17 protein-coding genes are annotated in these 19,741 nt (G+C 35.7%); 12 read left to right on the top strand and 5 right to left on the bottom strand.

From position 1 onward, the window contains the following. The first annotated feature begins 180 nt into the window (after window positions 1-180). From Q0V26_RS16390 to Q0V26_RS16380, 3 genes are all read left to right on the top strand, one after another. Complete coding sequence (locus Q0V26_RS16390; protein ID WP_297483828.1) at window positions 181-1,191, top strand: transposase; 1,011 nt, start codon at window positions 181-183, stop codon at window positions 1,189-1,191. Between the two features lie 225 nt (window positions 1,192-1,416). Beyond that, window positions 1,417-1,740, top strand: a complete 324-nt coding sequence (locus Q0V26_RS16385) for a hypothetical protein (protein WP_297483826.1) — start codon at window positions 1,417-1,419, stop codon at window positions 1,738-1,740. Between the two features lie 303 nt (window positions 1,741-2,043). Next, window positions 2,044-2,589, top strand: coding sequence for a GNAT family N-acetyltransferase (locus Q0V26_RS16380; protein ID WP_297483824.1), 546 nt, complete (start codon window positions 2,044-2,046; stop codon window positions 2,587-2,589). 82 nt (window positions 2,590-2,671) lie between these two features. On the opposite strand, the gene Q0V26_RS16375 is transcribed toward Q0V26_RS16380, so the two are convergent. After that, a complete protein-coding gene (locus Q0V26_RS16375; protein ID WP_297483822.1) occupies window positions 2,672-3,700 on the bottom strand; it encodes a sigma 54-interacting transcriptional regulator in 1,029 nt (342 codons plus the stop codon). Between the two features lie 194 nt (window positions 3,701-3,894). Here Q0V26_RS16375 and Q0V26_RS16370 point away from each other — a divergent pair, with 194 nt between their 5' ends. After that, the gene (locus Q0V26_RS16370) at window positions 3,895-6,144 is read left to right on the top strand and encodes a nitric-oxide reductase large subunit (protein WP_297483820.1); all 2,250 of its coding nucleotides are present in this window, start codon (window positions 3,895-3,897) and stop codon (window positions 6,142-6,144) included. A 160-nt stretch (window positions 6,145-6,304) separates the two neighbouring features. On the opposite strand, the gene Q0V26_RS16365 is transcribed toward Q0V26_RS16370, so the two are convergent. Then, window positions 6,305-6,901 (bottom strand): uracil-DNA glycosylase family protein, encoded by a 597-nt coding sequence (locus Q0V26_RS16365; protein ID WP_045035455.1) that lies wholly within the window; start codon window positions 6,899-6,901, stop codon window positions 6,305-6,307. Window positions 6,902-7,040: 139 nt separating this feature from the next. On the opposite strand from Q0V26_RS16365, the gene Q0V26_RS16360 reads away from it, so the two are divergent. Continuing rightward, a complete protein-coding gene (locus Q0V26_RS16360; RefSeq protein ID WP_297483817.1) occupies window positions 7,041-7,712 on the top strand; it encodes a glutathione S-transferase N-terminal domain-containing protein in 672 nt (223 codons plus the stop codon). A 103-nt stretch (window positions 7,713-7,815) separates the two neighbouring features. Here the strand turns inward: Q0V26_RS16360 and Q0V26_RS16355 are convergent, their stop codons facing one another. Beyond that, the gene (locus Q0V26_RS16355; RefSeq protein ID WP_297483815.1) at window positions 7,816-8,667 is read right to left on the bottom strand and encodes an NAD(P)H-binding protein; all 852 of its coding nucleotides are present in this window, start codon (window positions 8,665-8,667) and stop codon (window positions 7,816-7,818) included. Between the two features lie 623 nt (window positions 8,668-9,290). Here Q0V26_RS16355 and Q0V26_RS16350 point away from each other — a divergent pair. Then, the gene (locus Q0V26_RS16350; protein WP_045035459.1) at window positions 9,291-10,055 is read left to right on the top strand and encodes a TerC family protein; all 765 of its coding nucleotides are present in this window, start codon (window positions 9,291-9,293) and stop codon (window positions 10,053-10,055) included. Window positions 10,056-10,125: 70 nt separating this feature from the next. On the opposite strand, the gene Q0V26_RS16345 is transcribed toward Q0V26_RS16350, so the two are convergent. Further along, entirely contained in the window at window positions 10,126-10,698 is a 573-nt protein-coding gene (locus tag Q0V26_RS16345) for a cytochrome b/b6 domain-containing protein (RefSeq protein WP_297483812.1), read from the bottom strand. A 198-nt stretch (window positions 10,699-10,896) separates the two neighbouring features. On the opposite strand from Q0V26_RS16345, the gene Q0V26_RS16340 reads away from it, so the two are divergent. The 6 genes from Q0V26_RS16340 to Q0V26_RS16315 all read left to right on the top strand — a co-directional run bounded on the left by Q0V26_RS16340 (window position 10,897) and on the right by Q0V26_RS16315 (window position 19,036). Continuing rightward, complete coding sequence (locus Q0V26_RS16340; protein ID WP_297483810.1) at window positions 10,897-12,738, top strand: hybrid-cluster NAD(P)-dependent oxidoreductase; 1,842 nt, start codon at window positions 10,897-10,899, stop codon at window positions 12,736-12,738. Between the two features lie 381 nt (window positions 12,739-13,119). After that, window positions 13,120-14,526 carry a cytochrome-c peroxidase gene (locus Q0V26_RS16335; RefSeq protein WP_297483808.1) on the top strand — a complete coding sequence of 469 codons (1,407 nt, stop codon included), beginning with the start codon at window positions 13,120-13,122 and terminating at the stop codon, window positions 14,524-14,526. A gap of 172 nt (window positions 14,527-14,698) precedes the next feature. Next, window positions 14,699-16,690 (top strand): bifunctional metallophosphatase/5'-nucleotidase, encoded by a 1,992-nt coding sequence (locus tag Q0V26_RS16330; protein ID WP_297483806.1) that lies wholly within the window; start codon window positions 14,699-14,701, stop codon window positions 16,688-16,690. Window positions 16,691-17,175: 485 nt separating this feature from the next. Then, window positions 17,176-17,385 (top strand): cold-shock protein, encoded by a 210-nt coding sequence (locus Q0V26_RS16325; RefSeq protein WP_036792221.1) that lies wholly within the window; start codon window positions 17,176-17,178, stop codon window positions 17,383-17,385. A 209-nt stretch (window positions 17,386-17,594) separates the two neighbouring features. Further along, window positions 17,595-18,260: an ATP-binding cassette domain-containing protein gene (locus tag Q0V26_RS16320; RefSeq protein WP_107249916.1), complete on the top strand. Its 666-nt coding sequence runs from the start codon at window positions 17,595-17,597 to the stop codon at window positions 18,258-18,260. Then, complete coding sequence (locus Q0V26_RS16315) at window positions 18,257-19,036, top strand: ABC transporter permease (RefSeq protein WP_297483802.1); 780 nt, start codon at window positions 18,257-18,259, stop codon at window positions 19,034-19,036. The genes Q0V26_RS16320 and Q0V26_RS16315 overlap by 4 nt, the downstream gene beginning before the upstream one ends. Before the next feature lie 66 nt (window positions 19,037-19,102). Here Q0V26_RS16315 and pdxY read toward each other — a convergent pair. After that, on the bottom strand, window positions 19,103-19,741 hold a 639-nt coding region (gene pdxY, locus Q0V26_RS16310; protein WP_297483800.1), incomplete at its 5' end, for a pyridoxal kinase.

Raw genomic sequence — 19,741 nt, 5'->3', positions numbered from 1 at the left:
TCTCAAGACGGAAATTGATAGAGCCTCAAATCACGCCTTTTTATCATGTAATTAATCGTTGTGTGCGGCGTGCATATTTGTGTGGCGACGACCCGTATCAAAAAATAAAGGACAGCCATATCCTTGCACATCAACCATGAGTAACTACACTTAAGCTTCAAGTTGCTTATGGTGAAGCCAATGACAATCTCAAGACGAAAATTGATCGAGCCTCAAATCACGCCTTTTTATCATGTAATTAACCGCTGTGTACGGCGTGCGTATTTGTGTGGCGATGATCCGTATAATGGCAAAAGCTATCACCACCGACGAGGTTGGATAGTAAATAAAATTAAACAATTAGCAGCTGTTTTTTGTATTGATGTTTGTGCTTATGCTGTGATGAGTAACCATTATCATTTAGTGCTAAGAATAGATACCGAGCTGCAACAAAAGCTAACCCCTGAAGCGGTAATATCACGCTGGTTACAGTTATTTAATGGTCATCCTATCGCGGTCGATTTTTTAAAAGAGGGGCAAATCGGCTCGGATAAACAACAAGCATTATCAAATTTAGTGGCTGAATGGCAGCAACGACTAGGCAGTATTAGCTGGTTTATGCGCTGTCTTAATGAAGAAATAGCACGAAAAGCCAATAAAGAGGATCAATGTAAAGGTGCATTTTGGGAAGGGCGATTTAAGTCTCAGGCCTTACTCGATGAACAAGCGTTATTATCTTGCATGATGTATGTTGATTTAAATCCTATCAGAGCAGGTATTACACCATCATTAGAGCAATCAGATTTCACTTCAATTCAGCAACGTATTCGTGAATATCATCAATCTAAAGTCTTTAACTCAAGTAAAACACTATCAAATGCTAACCATTTTAAATTATTACCTTTTGTTGGTGCTGAACATCAGGCAAAAATAGCAGGGATAAACTTTGCTTTTACCGATTATCTTGAACTTATTGATTGGACTGGTCGCTGTATTCGAAATGATAAAAAAGGTTATATTGCATCTAGCCAACCAAAAATTTTACAACAATTGGGAATAACGCCTGATGCTTGGCTTGAGCATAGTGAACAATTTATGGAACATTACGCCAATGTAAGCGGAAAATGGTCACAGATGTGTGCATTCAAACAACATGCAGGTGGGCATTGGTGCAAAGGGAAATCAGCGAGTCACCAGTTGCACCCTAAATAGATATAGTTTTTTATAATCAGATAAAAATACTGCAATAATTATCAGGATTGTGGGTTTTGTTGATCCTGAAATATAGGAATAGGATTGATTTAACAAAGAATTTAAATAATAAGCCGTAATTTTTATAGTAAAAGAGTTTGTTGTTGGTGGAATAGTTTATTTTTTTAGGGGCTCTATTTTATAACAAAATATTTGGCTGTCCAAAATTGCCTTGGCTGTCCAAAATTGCCGTCCAAAATTGCCGTTGGTGCTGAACATCAGGAGAAAATATCAGGGATAAATTTTGCTTTTGTCGATTATCTCGAACTTATTGATTGGACTGGCCGTTGTATTCGAAATGATAAAAAAGGTTTTATTGCATTTAGCCAACTAAAGATTTTGCAACAATTGGGAATAACGCCTGATGCTTGGCTTGAGCATAGTGAACAATTTATGGAACATTATGCCAATGTAAGCGGCAAATGGTCCCGAATGTGTGCTTTCAAACAATATGCAGGTGGGCATTGGTGCAAAGGAAAATCAGCGAGTCACCAGTTGCACCCTAAATAGATATAGTTTCTTATAATCAGATAAAAATACTGCAATAACCGTCAGGATTGTAGACGTTGTCGATCCTGAAATATGGAAACAGCATTGATTTAACAAAGAATATAAATAACAAGCCGTAATTTTTATAGTAAATGAGTTTATTGCTGGTGGAATAGTTTATTTTTTAGGGGCTCTATTTTATAACAAAATATTTGGCTGTCCAAAGTTGTTAAGTAAAAATCGGCATTGGGGAAGTTAATTTTATGATTATTATTGGGTAAATTGTTAATATAATAAGAGGCTATGATTTTTTAAGGTAAGAGCATGATTAATAGATTAAAATTTAAATCTTTAATATTTACGACAACCAGACTTGAGGTTGCAAATATTGATTCTTATTTGACGTCAGAATTAGTGGAATCAACCTTATTGTCTGAAATTGTTAATTTACTTTCTTCCTCGGTTGTAGAATCTTTGCCTCCATATTTTCATGATATTAATACTGAATCGGATGCTGAAGTTTGGCTTATGAGAATGTTATCAGAAAGTCATTTATGCGTAGTTAAGCATAAAGGTTGTGATTCGATTATTGGCTTTGTTTTCCTTTCTGAATCAGATGCTGCTACAGCTCATTTAGGTTATTTATTAGCTGAGTCTCATTGGTATCAAGGTTACGGTAGTGAATTGCTGATTGGTTTGCTTCAATGCTGTCGTGATAACCAATGGGTTGAAAAACTGATTGGCGGTGTAGATGTAAAAAATGAGGCTTCGAAAAAATTACTTCAAAAAGTGGGTTTTGTCGCGGTGGAAGGGAATAATCAGAACGTTATTTTTTATGAATATAATCTATGTGAACAACCTCATCCTTGAGGTTGTTTTTATTTTCAAGCACGAATCTTAATATTTTCTATTTCTATTTCTATTTCTATTTCTATATCGACAGACAAATAATTTATTTATCCTTGAGCCCCAATCGATTAGCCAGTCGATGTAAATTACTGCAATCAACTTGTAGTGCTGATGCTGATTTTGACCAATTTCCTTTTTGTTGTGCCAGCGTTTTCTTTATATATTGATATTGAAAAATCTCAGTAGCTTCACGCAGTGATAAATGTGTTTTATTATCTTTAATATTTTCTTCAATTGGTACGTTAGTTAAAGGTTGAGCTGTCTCATTATTCACTAAAATATTGTTAGCGTGTATGCAGATATCTTTATTACATTGTTCAAATTTAGCCACTAATGCTGCTCGATATAAGCTATTTTCTAATTCACGTATGTTGCCAGGCCAGCTATAGCTTTCTAATAAATGAATACAGTGAGGCGTCAAATATAATTTATAAAGAACTAATTCATGCTTAATTTTTTCTAAAATATATTCGGCGATAGGTAAAATATCAGTCATTCTTTCGCGTAATGTTGGCACTATTATTGGGTAAACATTAAGCCGATGATACAGATCTTCTCTAAAAGTATGGTTATTAATAGCCTTGATTAAATCAACATTTGTTGCGGCAATAATACGGACATCGACATGCGATATGGTATCTGCGCCTATGCGTTGAATGTCACCATATTGTAGTACTCTGAGTAATTTTGCTTGTAATCTTAGTGATAAATCGCCAATTTCATCTAAAAATAAAGTCCCTTTATTGGCGAGTTCAAATTTTCCAATTCTGTTATTTATTGCACCAGTAAATGCCCCTTTTATATGTCCAAAAAGTTCACTTTCTGCGATATTTTCAGGTAAGGCTGCACAATTGAGATATACCATATTTGATAAAAAGCGATTTGATTTTTGATGGATAGCTTCGGCAACTAATTCTTTTCCAACGCCAGTTTCGCCTTGAATTAAAACATTTAATTCACTGTTAGAGACTATTTCTATATCTTGTTTTAGCTTTTTTGCTGCCGCTGAAAATCCTATTATTTCCCGTTTTGAATGTTTAACTATATGATTTTTATTAACAATCTTAGACATACCTAGGCTTTGCTTCCTCATCTATCCATAACATGCATTTATAATGTCATTATAACCATGTTGGTGTCATTAGTACTATGAGCTGTTTGGTCTTTATGACTGATTATCAATATAAATTGCATTTAAATCATAATCTTAATTGTTGGCATGGCTTATGCCTATAAGTGGTTACTTTGATTTTAGAGGACACCATTTTGAGCAGATTAAAGGCCAGTGTAATAGTATTATTCGCTATTTGTTTTATCTCTTTTGCTGTTTTATTAAGTTTAGGAAGCGAAATATATCAAGAAGCACCTCCGATTCCGTCAAAAGTCGTAACGACATCAGGTAAGGTGATTTTCACTAAAAAAGATATAGAGCAGGGTGAATTAGTCTGGCGCTCTATGGGTGGGCATGAATTAGGATCTGTTTGGGGGCATGGCTCATATGTAGCTCCCGATTGGACAGCGGATTGGCTTCACCGTGAGAATCAAGCATGGCTTAACATCTTAGCGAAACAACAGTTTGGGCAATTATATGCGACGTTAGCAAATCCTAAGCAAGCTTTTTTACAGCAGCAAATAAGAGACGAGATTAGGCAGAATAGCTTTAATCCAACAACAAAAGTGATCACTGTATCGAACGATCGCGGACTGGCTATTGATGAAGTTATTGCTCATAACATCAAACTTTTTGGTAATGATAAAAGCTTAGATAAGCTTCGCCAAGATTATGCAATGAAAAATAACACCATTCCATTGCGTGAACATCGTGAAGAACTTAATGCTTTTTTATTCTGGGGAGCTTGGGCTGCGGTAACAAATCGCCCTAATGAAAACTACAGTTATACTAATAATTGGCCGTATGATCCTAGTATAGGCAATGTACCCACTTCTGATAATATCGTGTGGTCAGTGTTAAGTCTTGTTGTACTATTAATGGGTATTGGTGGCCTTGCGTGGTATCAAGCAGCACTACGTCATGAGCCGCTTCCTGCTATTCCACCGCAAGATCCATTAATTAATATCAAGCCTACCCCGTCTCAAAAGGCTGTTGGTAAATACTTTATTACGGCGATTGCGTTATTTTTATTACAGATAGTATTAGGTGGAATTACCGCGCACTATTCTGTTGAAGGCCAAGACTTTTATGGTATCCCGTTAGCTAAAATATTGCCGTATTCTTTAACTCGAACGTGGCATACACAATTGGCTGTTTTTTGGATCGCAACAATATGGCTAGGTACCGGTCTTTATATTGCAACCTCATTATCAAAACACGAGCCTAAATATCAACGATTGGGTGTAAACGTGTTATGGGTTGTGTTGGTCTTTATCGTTTTTGGTTCGATGGCTGGAGAATGGTTTGCTATTCAACAATACTTTAATTTAGATACCAGTTTCTTAATTGGTCATCAAGGGATGGAGTATATTGATCTGGGCCGTGTATGGCAGATATTGCTATTTATTGGCTTGTTAGTTTGGTTAGCGTTAGTCACCGCTGCTATTTATCCTAGTTTGGTTAAAAACAGCAATGATCGCCCGGTTATTTTAGTTCTCTATTCATCTTGTGTCGCAATTGGCTTATTTTATGGCGCAGGGCTATTACAAGGTAAACATACTAATTTAGCCATGGCTGAGTATTGGCGTTGGTGGGTGGTTCACCTATGGGTTGAAGGATTCTTTGAGACCTTTGCTACATCTGTGATTGCACTTATGTTTGTACGTCTTGGTTTAGTTAGAGCGAAAACTGCAAATAGTGCTGTGATCTTTACTACTATCATTTTCTTAACGGGTGGCTTATTAGGTACATTGCACCATCTTTATTTTGCAGGTACACCAACATCCATTGTTGCATGGGGTGCTATCTTCTCTGCTTTAGAGGTTGTGCCGTTAGCTCTGATTGGATTTGAAGCGGTTGAGAGCTATCGTTATTTAAAAACAACACCTTGGATACACAACTATCATTGGGCAATTATGTTTTTTGTTGCCACTGCGTTCTGGAATTTAGTGGGGGCAGGGATCTTAGGCTTTTTAATTAATCCACCGATTTCACTTTATTATATTCAAGGTCTTAATACGACAGCAGCTCATGCGCATGGTTCTTTCATGGGGGTATATGGCATGCTGGGTATCGGCTTAATGCTTATTTGTTTACGTGGTATAAGTAGTAAGCGAAAACTGTGGAGTGAAAAACTTTTAAAATATGTATTCTGGACACTGAATTTAGGATTAGGTGCGATGTTGGTCTTTTCGTTGTTACCCGTCGGTATTGTGCAATTCTTTGCTGTTATTAATCATGGTTATTGGTATGCGCGTAGCCCTGAGGTAATACACAGTGAATTAGTTCAACATTTTGTATGGGCTAGAATGCCTGGCGATCTTTTATTTAGTCTAGGGGGCATTATATTAGCACTATTTTTAGTTAAGTTAATATTTAAAAATAAAGTTGCCGATGTAAGATAATGTTTTGATTTAAAGTGATATTTCAATAGTTATTATCGAGAGGTATTATAATTTAATACCTCTTTTTTTAGCATGTTTACTATATAAATTTAAATGGAATAAAAATAAATGATAGCAAAAATGATTGTACTCATATTTTACAATATTAAAGATGTGTTTTTTATTGGTGGTGATCAATAATTGTTGCTATTTTTTGCTTTAAAATTGGCAGGATAGTGGATTCAAATGCGGGATTTTTAGAAAGCCAAATATTGTTTCTTGGGCTAGGATGAGGAATGACAAAAATATTATTATCACGGTTTTTTTGATTGAATACTTCGGTAGTAACCGCCGTTTTCTTTCCTAAATAATAATCTATCGCATATTTACCTAATAAAATAACCAGTTCAACATTATTTAATTTTGGTAATAAAACCGGATGCCATGTTGCTCTGCATTCTGGTCGGGGAGGCTTGTCACCTTTTCGCTTACCGTCCACGATAATAACTCCCGGATAACAGAACCCGATAGGAATAATATTAAAGATGTTTTTATCATAAAAATCGTCATTATTGACCCCTAACCATGAGCGTAATCTTTCTCCACTCATGTCATCAAATAATGTATTTTTAAAATGTGCTTTTTCTCCGGGGGCTTGCCCTAATATTAATATCTTAGCTTTATAACCAACTTGTAATAATGGGTTTGGCGGATAAGGCAATTTACCTTTGCAAATTTCACATTGACGTATATTAATCAGGAGTTTATCGAGTTCCATAACTTAATCCTTAAAGAAATTGAATGATGAAAAAATACTATCATAATTTATTACTATGATAATACTTTTAAAATTAAAATATGATTATACAAGAACAATTTAATTGAATTTCTGTGTGATTATAAAAATAGGTGAATTAATGAAAAATCTTAAACTTTATACAATTGGCTCTCCTAATGGGATAAAAATACCTATTTTACTTGAAGAGCTAAAACTAGATTATACTTTGGTTAATATAGATATTACTAAAAACGAACAATTTTCGGCTGCGTTTTCAGCAATAAATCCCCGACATAAAATACCGGTATTAATAGATAAAGAATATCCTAATGGAGAATCGAATGTTATTGCCGAATCGTGTTCAATTTTATTGTATTTGGCTGATAAGTATAATGATTTTATTTCTAACGATATAATAAGTAGAACAAAAACAATAGAGTGGCTTTTTTATCAAGCAAGTACAGAAGGCACTGTTTTTGGTGCTTATGGGCATTTTTCTACTTATCATAATGATAAAATTATTGATCCTTATCCACGTGAACGATATTTAAAAGAAACTATTATTGTTCTTAATTATATAAATAGTGAACTTAATAATAAATTATTTCTTGTTGATAATAAATATTCTATAGCAGATATTGCAATGTTTCCGTGGATTATTTGGATCATTAATTTCTATAATATTGAAGACGTCATTGATATGAGTATTTATTCAAATATTACTGATTGGGTTGCCCGATGTTGTGCGAGACCAGAAACAATAAAGGGATTGGATACTTATCATTATTTAAATATTAAAAATAACCAATAATTATTTAAGGACAACAAAAAAATTGAGGAGATTTATATTAAAACCTCCTCAATTTTCAAGTGATAAGTGGTAGCTGTTTTTGTTAGTAATTATTGTTATGTTTTTAATGTGTGCAACAAATAGAAAAAATATAGTCGCTTATATCTAATGGTGATTTTTTATTAATAAAATTAACATCTTGGCAGATAAATGCATAATCACCATTATCAATATCAACACGGTTTAATGTGATCGCTTCAGCTAAGAATTCGGGTAATTTGGCATCAATTAAGCGTTTTTTATAATCGTTATCAGAATAAAGTGTATATTTGATTTGTTTATGACAATTGGCATTCATTAAATCTACAATATTCTGCATAGAATACGCAGCGGAGCCAGTAAAGGTGTAGATTCTATCTTGTAGATTTACATTAATAGCAATTTGAGCTAAGCCTTTTGCAACATCTTGTCGAGAAATAAAACTTATTTTACCTGTGTTTGAGTTATCAATAAAAACTTGATTGTCCAATGCATTGATTATTTCTGTTTTAATGTTTTCCATATACCAACAACTACGTACAATAGTATGGCTTATACCTGATGCTTTTAAATAGCTCTCTGTATCAATATGTTGGCGTGTAAATGAAAATTTGGAATGAGGATCAGTAACAGTAATAAAACTTAAATAGATAATATGTTTAATGTTTTCTTGTTTGGCCGCATCAATTAAATTTCGATGTTGTTGTATTCTATGCTCGGTTTCAGCGTTACCTGAAATAAAGATGATAGTATCAATATTTTTAAATGCGTTTTTCATTACGCTGAGGTTGTCATAGTCAATATATTCTAGATTACAATGATGGCCATTGTATTTATTAATATTACGAACACCAGCAACAAACTCAGCTTTGTTATTTAGCAACTCTTTGATGACTAATTGACCAAGATTACCAGTCGCACCTGTAATTAAAATCATAAGTAGTTCTCCTTATTCAGTTTTTTATTCTCATATTTTAATGTATATATTCTATATAAATTAATGCCTACACAGATGAAGTTCATAGCAAATACAGGCCATGATTGTATGATTAAACCGTATATAGCGTATAAGCTACAGCCTAATAAATTTACATATCTGAGTAATTTTATATTCTTCATCAATAACGATAATATAATGAATGCTGACGCTATATATCCTAAAAATGTAACTTCCATAAATAATCCTTTACATTACTTTTAGGTGGATATTTTTATTAAATTAATAAGATGTATGTAATATGAACCTTTGCTGTTTATTATGCAATAACGATGAAACTAAAAGACTTTTGCATATAACGCAAAAGTGAACGGGTAGGCATATTTATTAATTTTATACACTTAGTGAACATTTTTAATATTAACTCATAATCAATAGGTGCCATATATTAAGGTGGGGTTTATAAATAAAACCCATTACATTTGGTTACATTTGAGAGGTTTTCATTTACTGTATTTACTGCTCAAATACAGCTTCATTCTTTATTGAGGTATCAAAACACATATGGACGACCCCTCGAGTTGTTCTTTAATTCCTAACTCCTTTTCTATGGAGTTTGTTCAATGCTAGAGTTATTTCTTCAACCTGAAGCGTTAATGATCTTTGCGACCCTATTTGCACTTGAAGTGGTTTTAGGTGTCGATAATATCGTATTCATCTCTGTACTTTGTGAACGTCTACCTGTACATCAACGTAAAATGGCCCGTAATCTTGGTATTGCATTAGCTGTTGCTGCGCGTATTGGTTTAGTGTTCTCTATTAGCTGGGTAATGTCGTTAACCCAACCATTAGTCAATGTGCTGAATTATGATTTTTCTGGACGTGATTTAATCATGATTGGTGGTGGTGCTTTCTTATTAGCGAAAAGCTTAAAAGAATTATGGATGTGCTTTAGTCATGCTCACCAGCAACAAGCAAGCACAGTCAGAGCCGGTATAGCATTAGTGTTATTGCAGATTGTCGCGGTTGATGCGGTTTTCTCAATGGACTCTGTGATCACTGCGGTGGGTTTAACCAGTGAAGTTCCACTGATGGTTGCCGCTATTTTAGCGTCAGCAGTTATTATGGTGCTATGTGCTGAGAAAATTAACGATTATGTGATGCGCTATCCGGGATTAAAAACATTAGCACTGCTGTTCTTGGTTATGCTTGGCGGTATGTTAATGGCGGAAGGTTTTGCTATTCACTTGAACAAAGGATATGTGTATTTTGCGATGGCGTTTGGTTTAATTATCGAAACTTGTCATATTTTGCTTAAAAAACAGAATAAAAAAATAATTAAACGAATATATCCTCAACCTTGTGGTTGGGCGGTAAAAGCCAAATAAGCCTCAAATAAAAACGCAGAGCTAGAAGCTCTGCGTTTTTTATTGTCTTTTTATTTCTTTCTTCTAAACATTAACTAAAGCGTTTACGTTCCACAAAGAAATGCAGTAGTGCCATGCCGCCATGACCAATTAAATAAGCTTCAATTAGCCCTGTTAATGATTTATGTATTTCACGTGCTTCGTTGGCATAAGGAGAGTGGTTTAACCATAACACTAACCAAACTAATGCTGCCATTTCAATTAGGATTAATGCACCAATACCTAAACCTTGAATAATATTACCTAAGCCTTTTTCACGAGGTTCAGGTAACTTTCCTTTCATTATCTGCTTTATATCATCTTTTAAAACAGCATTATCACCGAAAAGATACGGGAAAAATTGTCTAAATGATTGTTTAGTTAGCATGAAAATAATCATACCAATGGTAGCAAGTACGGTTAATGAGCCAAGAATAATATGCAACCACAAGAAAATAGTATTAGACATGCCTACTTTTACGGTACCAGCATGCGTCATATGTACTAAATTACTGTTTAATATTTGAAGAATAATTAACCCAGCAAGCGTGGTATGCAGATGACGCAAACCAACGTTAGGAAAGTAGTGGGTAATATAACGCCAAAAAGAACGTAAAAGGGGCATAGCGTCTCCAAATAACAATATTGATAGTATGAATAATACAAACGGAATTTTTATAAATTTAGCATAAGCTGTCAAATTGTATACGTAATAAATTACTGTCATAACGAAAAATAATTATTCATTAATAATGATAAGGGTGTCTATTTGTCTGTGAATATTAAATAATTACTCTAGGTTTTGTTAATATTGTTTTTATATATGGAGATTCCCGTGAGCCAATCCTTAGTCGTACCGACATTATCACAGATACATGTTTATCCAGTAAAATCGACAGCAGCATTAACACAATCTCACGCTTGGGTAGAAAAGCAGGGGTTAGCCTTTGATCGTCGTTTTATGGTAGCGAGTGGCGAAGGTGCGATGATCACTGCCCGTAAATATCCACAAATGGTAAAAATCACTGCAACACTAACGATGACAGGATTAGTGCTGCAATACTCAAATAAAACCGATTTAGTTTTACAGTATGCTGATTTCGCAATGGTTGATGCATCTGCAACCGTGTGGAATGATAATTTTAGTGCTTACACAACAACGATGATCGCGAATCAATGGTTCAGCGATATTATTGGTCATTCGGTGCAGTTACTTTTTTGTGGTCAACAATCTAATCGAGTACGCTCAAAAATTGGTCATAATGTTAGTTTTGCCGATGGCTATCCATTATTGGTCATCAGTGAGGCCTCATTGGCTGCGTTAAATGAACGTAGTCGTGACCATCACACCATGGCGCAGTTTAGAACTAATTTAGTGGTGTCTAATACTGATGCCTTTGCTGAAGATGAATGGAAACGGATCCGCATTGGTGAGGTTGAGTTTGAAATTGTTAAACCTTGTGCGCGGTGTATTCTAACAACTGTAGATCCACTAACTAGCGAGTTTAATGCGCTAAAAGAACCATTAAAAACCATGGCGACGTTTCGCGCTGATGCGGCAGGAGATGTCTTTTTTGGACAAAATTTAGTGGCTTTAAATGAAGGCATGATTCGCGCAGGGGATGTTATTGAAGTTTTAGAAACGCAACCCAAACAAGTTTATGTTGATAATGCTGAAACTAAGTTATTACTTACTTGCGTTGAACGAGAAGACATTGCCGCTGATTTTACAACGTTTTGGTTTGAGTCTCATCAGCAATTACCGTTACCGCCTTATTTACCAGGGCAGCATTTGCCGTTACAACTTGAGATTAATGGTGAGTTTATTACTCGCTACTATACGTTATCTTCCAGTCCGTCTCGCCCTGGGCGTTATGCTATTTCAGTAAAACGAATTGATGATGGCCGAATATCTAATTGGTTACATCAGCATTTTCAGGTGGGGGATGTACTTGCTGCTGATAAACCAGGTGGTAATTTCCACTTAGGGATTCATACTGATAAGTTATTATTATTGTCTGCGGGAAGTGGTATTACGCCGATGCTATCTATGCTGCGGTATTTATCTGATAACGATAATATTCGTGATGTTGTGTTTTATCATCAATGCAGCACTGAAGCGGATATTCCCTCGCTACAAGAATTACATCAACTTGAAAAGATGCACCCATCACTTGATTTACGGATTGTGCTTAGTCAGCCACGCCGAGATTGGCAAGGTGAGTCAGGGCGATTAAGTCTGAGTCATTTAGCCATGATCAGCGATTTAGATCAGCGCCAAGTGTTTGTGTGTGGCCCCAATGCCTTTATGGATACGGCTAAAAAGTTATTATTGAAAATGGGCGTATCTCCTGCGCGTTATCATCAAGAAGCTTTTGGTCCTTTAGGTGGATCATCAACACCAAAACAAGCTGTAAAGCTTAATATTGATGGTCATATTTTTAGGGGTAATAATCAGCAAACGTTATTAGAACAAGCAGAGACAGCGGGTGTTGAACTTAATTATAGCTGTCGTGCTGGTTTTTGTGGCGCGTGTAAAGTAACTTTAACTTCGGGGCAGGTTGAACAGCCTGATGTCCCTGCGTTATTACCGCAAGAAAGGCAGCAAGGTAAAATATTAGCGTGTTGTTGTATCCCTAAAACAGATCTTGAAATAACAAAGTAAGTCTTTATCTTGAAACAAAGAGCATTGATATTATTATCATTGCTCTTTTATTTTATTTTATTTTTTAATGTATTGTTATTTATTATTAAATTAAAAAATTATATTTTTCGTGAAATTCGATAATAAATAACAATAAACCTCAAATTGTAAGTATTTTCGGAATTGATCTAAAACAATAAAACCATAAGTTAAATTTAGCCGTTTTATTTTTTAAATATTGATGATAACTACTATCCTAATGATATTAAAAGGATATATTGTCAATTTTGGTGTAAAATAATGTTTAATCGAATTCCTCAATTAAAGCATCCGTTTTTTTCGTTTTGAACTCTTCCTTAGAAGCGATTATTTTCTCTCAAAATATCTTTATAGGGAATCTTCATGAAAAAGTCATCATATATTGCGTGTGCGATTAGTGCGGGTATCGTCGGTTATTTAGCAACGGTATATGCCGTTGATCAAGGTGACGAAACACTACATAAAAAATACTTATCTCAAACAAATTTGGTTAAAGCTGATCCTCTTTCACAGCAAGCTTTTAATATCTTTAACCAAAATGGTTGTCAGTACTGCCATACAAAAAATAGTGAAATGCCATTTTACGCCGATGTTCCAGGAGCTAAACAGTTGATGCAGCGCGATATTGATCATGCTTTACGCCAGTTCAATATATCGATGCTTATGGAGCAAGTACAGCATAATACCCCTGTTTCTCAGGTTGAATTAGCCAAGCTTGAGTCAGTGTTAAATGATCATGCGATGCCACCTAAACAATTTTTATTAATGCATTGGCGTTCAGATTTATCCCAGCAAGAAACCAACACTTTATTAGACTGGGTTAAGCAAGAACGTCGTCAATATTATTCAGATCCTCTCGTGAGCAGTGAGTATCAAAATGATGCAGTGCAGCCTATTTCTGCCATATTTAAAGTGGATCAGGCGAAAGTACAATTAGGCGAAGTGCTTTATCATGACACCCGTTTATCTGGTGATAATACTATTGCGTGTTCAACTTGTCATAGTTTGACAACTGGCGGGGTTGATAATCTAAAAACTTCCACCGGAATTAATGGATCAAAAGGGCCGATTAACGCCCCGACAGTATTTAACTCTGTGTTTAATATTCACCAATTCTGGGATGGTCGTGCAAATGATTTACAAGCTCAAGCAGGAGGGCCGCCGATGAATCCGATTGAGATGGGAGCTGGGTCGTGGGCGAATATTATTAACAAATTAGATCAAGATTCAGTACTTAAAGCACAATTTGATGCTATTTACCCGCAAAAAGGGATCAGTGAATACAGTATTACTAATGCGATTGCTGAGTTTGAGAAAACCTTAGTTACCCCAAATAGTCGGTTTGATAAATTCTTAAAAGGTGACAAAACAGCGTTAACAGCAGAAGAGCAACAAGGTTACGCGTTATTTAAACAGAATAAGTGTCAAACATGCCATAGTGGTCAGGCGATGGGAGGCTTATCATTTGAAATTATGGGGCTTAAAGACGATTATTTTGATGATCGAGGTAATATTACTGATGCCGATAGTGGCCGTTTTAACGTCACGAAAGATGACAACGATATACACCGCTTTAAAGTACCAACATTACGCAATATTGCGTTAACTGCTCCATATTTCCATGATGCAAGTGCGAAAACATTAGAGCAAGCGGTAAATGATATGGCGTTGTACCAAGTCGGTGTGAAATTAAGTCCTGATGAGATTGATAAAATAACGGCTTACCTTAAAACGTTAACCGGTGAGTATAACGGTAAATTGTTGCAATAAATTTGTTATAGAAGCGGCTTCTTAGTTATTAATACTAGTGAAGAAGCCGTTTTATATCGCTCAAAATAAAAACTCAAATTTAGAGAATATTATTTTGACTTATAATACTGAAAAGGAATTTAATGTAGAGTATGCTGCGGCGCAAACGATTACAACGTAGTAAGGATTTCGTATGTTTAGTAAGCCACTTATCGCACTATCGATCACTTTAGCTCTTTCTGGATGTGTTACAATACCTGCCGTTCAACATCAACCTTTCACACTTACTGTTGCTCATATTAACGACACTCACTCGCATTTTGATCCGGTGAAGTCTAGTTTTTCTGCGAACGGTGTTGAAGTCTTTAATGAGTTTGGCGGTTATCCTCGTCTGCAAGCAATGGTTAAACAATATAAAGCGCAAGCGCAAAAGAATGACCAGAGTTTGTTGTTTTTAGATGCCGGTGATGCTTTCCAAGGTAGTGCTTATTTTAAAATAAACCAAGGTGCGATGAATGCTGATCTTCTTGACCAAATGGGGTTAGATGGCATGGCATTAGGTAATCACGAATTTGATCTTAATAATCAAAAATTAAATCGTTTTGTGAGTAGTTTAGATTTCCCTATTATTGCAACAAATGTTGATGTTAGCCATGACACTAATTTCAATGGGCAGACAAATATTTTACCTTATCAAATTTTTGCCTTTGATGGTGATCATAAGACCGCTGTAAAAGATATTAATAACTTACCAAATCATAAAAATTTAGTTGCTGTATTTGGTTTATCTTTACAAGATATGCCAAATATTGCCCCTCATACGGGGGATGTGAAATTTCTTAATGAAGTAAAAACAGCACAATCAACGGTTGATTTTCTTAAATCTAAAGGGATTAATGACGTTATTGCATTAACTCATATTGGTAATGCTGCTGATATTGCTTTAGCCGAAAAAGTGAACGGTATTGATCTAATTGTTGGTGGCCACTCTCATACATTATTAGGCGATTTCACGAATATCGGTTGGAGTAATTTTGGTCCTTATGCACAAATGGTGAAAAATCCAAATGGCAAAGCGTCAACCTGTATTGTGCAAGCTGGAAAATATGCAGAAGCTATCGGTAAGGTAAATGTTAGCTTTAACAGTCAAGGTGAAGTAACAAGCTGTGTTGGGCACAATACATTACTCAGTAATGATGTGTTTTATCATAAAGCTGAGCGTAAACCGCAAGATAAGTTTACCGCAGCACAAACGGCACAAGTAGAGCAATTTATTGCTAAGCAAAAGAACATCGTTATTATTAATGAAGATAGCCAGCTTCGTCATGAAATCGATACTAAATACAAACCTGCTGTAGAAAAAGCCTATGGCAGCATCATCGCTCAAGTACCGACTGAAATTATACATGATCGTCGCCCTGGAGACAGTGGTGCATCGGATAAGCATGGTTCAGTCGTTGCGCCATTAATTGCAGAAAGCCAGTATTATTGGGCTAATTTACCGCAAGTTCAAAAAGTAACAGGTAAAAAGGTTGATTTTGCATTAATTGGTGCGGGTGGTATTCGTACTAATATTAATGAAGGCGAATACCGTGAAGGTAATGTTCGTTTAGAAATGCTACCGTTTTCTAATTATTTATCAGTGTTGTCATTAAAAGGTTCAACGGTTAAGCAATTATTGCAAGATACGATCACGGCAACGTTACCTGAAGGCGCACATGCGGGTAAATACCCATACGGCGGTCATATTCGTTACACTTTTGATGAAACTAAAGCACATAAAGCGGGTAATTTAACCAGTGTTGATGTGATGACTGGCACTGAAAAACACCCAATATGGACACCATTACAAAACAATAAAACCTACAATGTTGTGATTAATAATTATAACGCTACGGGTAATGATGGTTGGACTCCGATATTTACGGCTCAAAACAAACACTCTACTCGTATCGATCTTATTGATGTGAATGGGAAATTAGTGGGTTACAAAGTTAAAAATATCGAAAAACAGGGTGATAAATATCAAGTTATTTATCAAGGTAAAGCCCCTAATTGTAAAGCAGTAAACACCGATTGTGATACTGACGCGCAAGCCTTTATTGACTATGTTTCACAAACGCGTCATCAATTAGTACCTTTACCATATTCTGTAGTGACATTAGACCGAATAATAACCAAATAGTAGACAGTTAATATAACGTAATGAGCAATATGTTTAGGCATATTGCTTTTTTTATGCTTTGTTATTAATAATAAAGAGCGGTAAGTGGAAATCTATTCATATTTATTTTTCGGTATAATATGAGTTATATTATTGCGTTATAAAATTAAAAATTAATATTTTCATTGGGTTATATTTATTTTGTCTGAATAACGACCTTATTGTTTGTAATTAATATTTTTCATACTCAGTAATAAATGAAAGTTTTGTTTGTAGAACGTTAAAAATTAAAAAAAATGCTATACAATCAAATTAATTTCATTAATATAGATATCGGCCTGTAATTCAGACCTATTTATATGTAACGTTATGTTTTAGAAAACTTTCTTTGTAACGCTTTACCAGTGTCATGAAGCTTTCCACGCATAAGCTGTAACATAAATAATTCTTTTTCTGGCTACATTACGCAATTTTGCGAATTATTTAATTAAAAATTGGAGACAGTCATGTCTAAATCAACTGGTATCGTTAAGTGGTTTAATGAAGAGAAAGGTTTCGGTTTCATCACTCAAGACAATGGCGGCGCTGACGTATTCGTTCACTTCCGTGCTATCACTGGCGAAGGCTTCAAAACGCTAGCTGAAGGTCAGAAGGTTTCTTTTGACGTAGAACAAGGCCAGAAAGGTCCTCAAGCTGCAAACGTTGAAGCTGCTTAATTCGCACTCGCGTTAAACGTTTTTTAAATACCGACATAATGTCGGTATTTTTTTGTCTGTATATTTCTGCGCTATGTAATTATTTCATTAATGGCGTTGATATTGTCTTGTATTGATCTTATTCATAGCGATTATTAACGTAAACCATTTGAGTAATTTTTTAGTTTTTATACACTTATCACCTTCAGTCGTTATTAGTGTTAAGTGCCATGACAAATTCACCTTCAATCGCTGCTAATGCGTTACATATTTTTCAGTTACGATCAGGTTTTGAAAATCCTCAATTACATCCATTAACGGTTGATATCTTACCTGGGCAGCATTTCGCGTTGTCAGGTGCGTCTGGTTGTGGAAAAAGTAGTTTATTACACGTTATTGCTGGACTAAAGCCGTCTAAAAATGGGCATTTTAATTATCAACAGCATCAAATTGATATTACCGAACTGCCATTTTGGCGTCAGAAAATCTGTTATTTACCGCAACAAGCGGTGATGGGCGCTGATACTGTCTTCGAGGTATTGTTATTACCGTGGCATCTTAAAGCAATGCTGGTGTCTCAAATAAAACCTACTGAAGAATATTGTCAGTTGGCATTAGTGCAGTCTGGGTTGATGGTCGCACTCGATAAAGAAGTCGCATTATTATCTGGCGGTGAAAAGCAACGATTAGCCATTGCGAGAGCAATATTGATGCAACGTCCGGTGTGGCTAATGGATGAACCAACATCTGCATTAGATCCTGCTGCGCGCAACAAGATTATTGGATTAATTAAATCACTGAATATTATCTGTGTGTCCGTTTCTCATGATCCGGTATGGCTGGCGACAGCTGATCAGGTTTACAATATGGATATAGCATCAGGAATAGAACAATGACAACAACCATTAATCATACTATCGATTTGCATTGGTCCGCGATGGCGGGGTTTTACTTACTATTACTGATCCCATTAATACTTTTTCAGCGTTGGCAATTAGGGCTGAGCCGCACACTGATCATGTCTGTATTACGGATGACTTTACAGTTATCCGTGGTTGGTATTTATTTACATACTTTATTTGGTTGGCAAAGCCTGAGCCTTAACGTGGTTTGGTTAACCGTTATGGCATTGTTTGCCAGTTACACCATTTGTAAGCGTTCTGATGTTAATCTATTTCGCGTGATCCCCGCCGTTATTTGTGGGCAAGTTATCGCATTATCGGTGGCATTACCTGCGGTTTTGGCGGGTGTTATTCAAGTTTCACCATGGTGGCAAGCACAATACATGATCCCGATAGCAGGGATGTTATTAGGTAATAGCTTAACTGCGAATGTGTTGGCATTGTCTCGCTGGGGTAGTTTATTGAAAGAGAATCATCAAGAATATCAATATTATTTAACGATGGGAGCGCCTAATCCTGCTCAGCCTTTTATTCGTACTGCTTTTAAAGCGGCATTAGCGCCACAATTAGCTTCAATGGCAACGTTAGGTATTGTGAGCCTACCGGGTATGATGACGGGACAAATTTTAGGCGGAGCAATGCCACTGGTCGCCGTTAAATACCAGTTAGTGATCATGGTCGCGATATTTGTATCCGGTGTGCTTTCTGTTGCGACGACATTGACACTTGTAAAACGTCGTTCATTTGATGCTTATGGTAATGTGTTGTAATTTAACAGAATAAAACAAAAAAGCAGCGTTATAAGCTGCTTTTTTATAATCTGATGACTGGGCTATTTATTTAATTTCTGTAATTGGAAAAATTTCAGTCGGCGCGACAATTTCATCTTGAGCTGCGATTGTTTGCAGTTCCCATTCGCCACGGCGGTGGGTTTCTTTTAATACTGCATAACAAGCATTGTGAGCATGCTCAAAGGCTTGTTCTGCTGACCAACCTTTCAATAAACCGCCAGTAAATAATGCTGAAATTAAATCACCCACACCAACAGGCTGGTTATCAAATGCCAAATGTGGACGTTGTGCTAGATAGCAGCCCTCTTTTGTTGCTAGCATCATCGAAAATTTATCAGTCGATAAACTATGAAGATGTTTTACCAATACCATTTTAGGGCCAAGTGTTAGCGCGTGCTGACAAGCTTTAACGGCATCTTCCAATGTATTGATTGTCATTCCAACAAATTGACTCAATTCAAATTGATTAGGAACAATTACATCAGCCAGTGGCATTACATCATTGATCAGGTGTTCAGAGATACCATCAGCGACGATGCATCCTTTTTCAGGATCGCCCATTACAGGATCACAAATATAGATAGCATTAGGATTTTGTTGTTTTACTGTTTTAACGGTATCAATAATGGCTAAACATTGATCAGCACTACCTTGATATCCGGTAAGGACTGCTTCACAGTTTTT

It is taken from the genome of uncultured Photobacterium sp. (genome assembly GCF_947039875.1).
GTDB lineage: Bacteria > Pseudomonadota > Gammaproteobacteria > Enterobacterales > Vibrionaceae > Photobacterium.
Note: the sequence above shows the minus strand (reverse complement) of the source record. Positions and strands in the feature narration are given on the sequence as shown.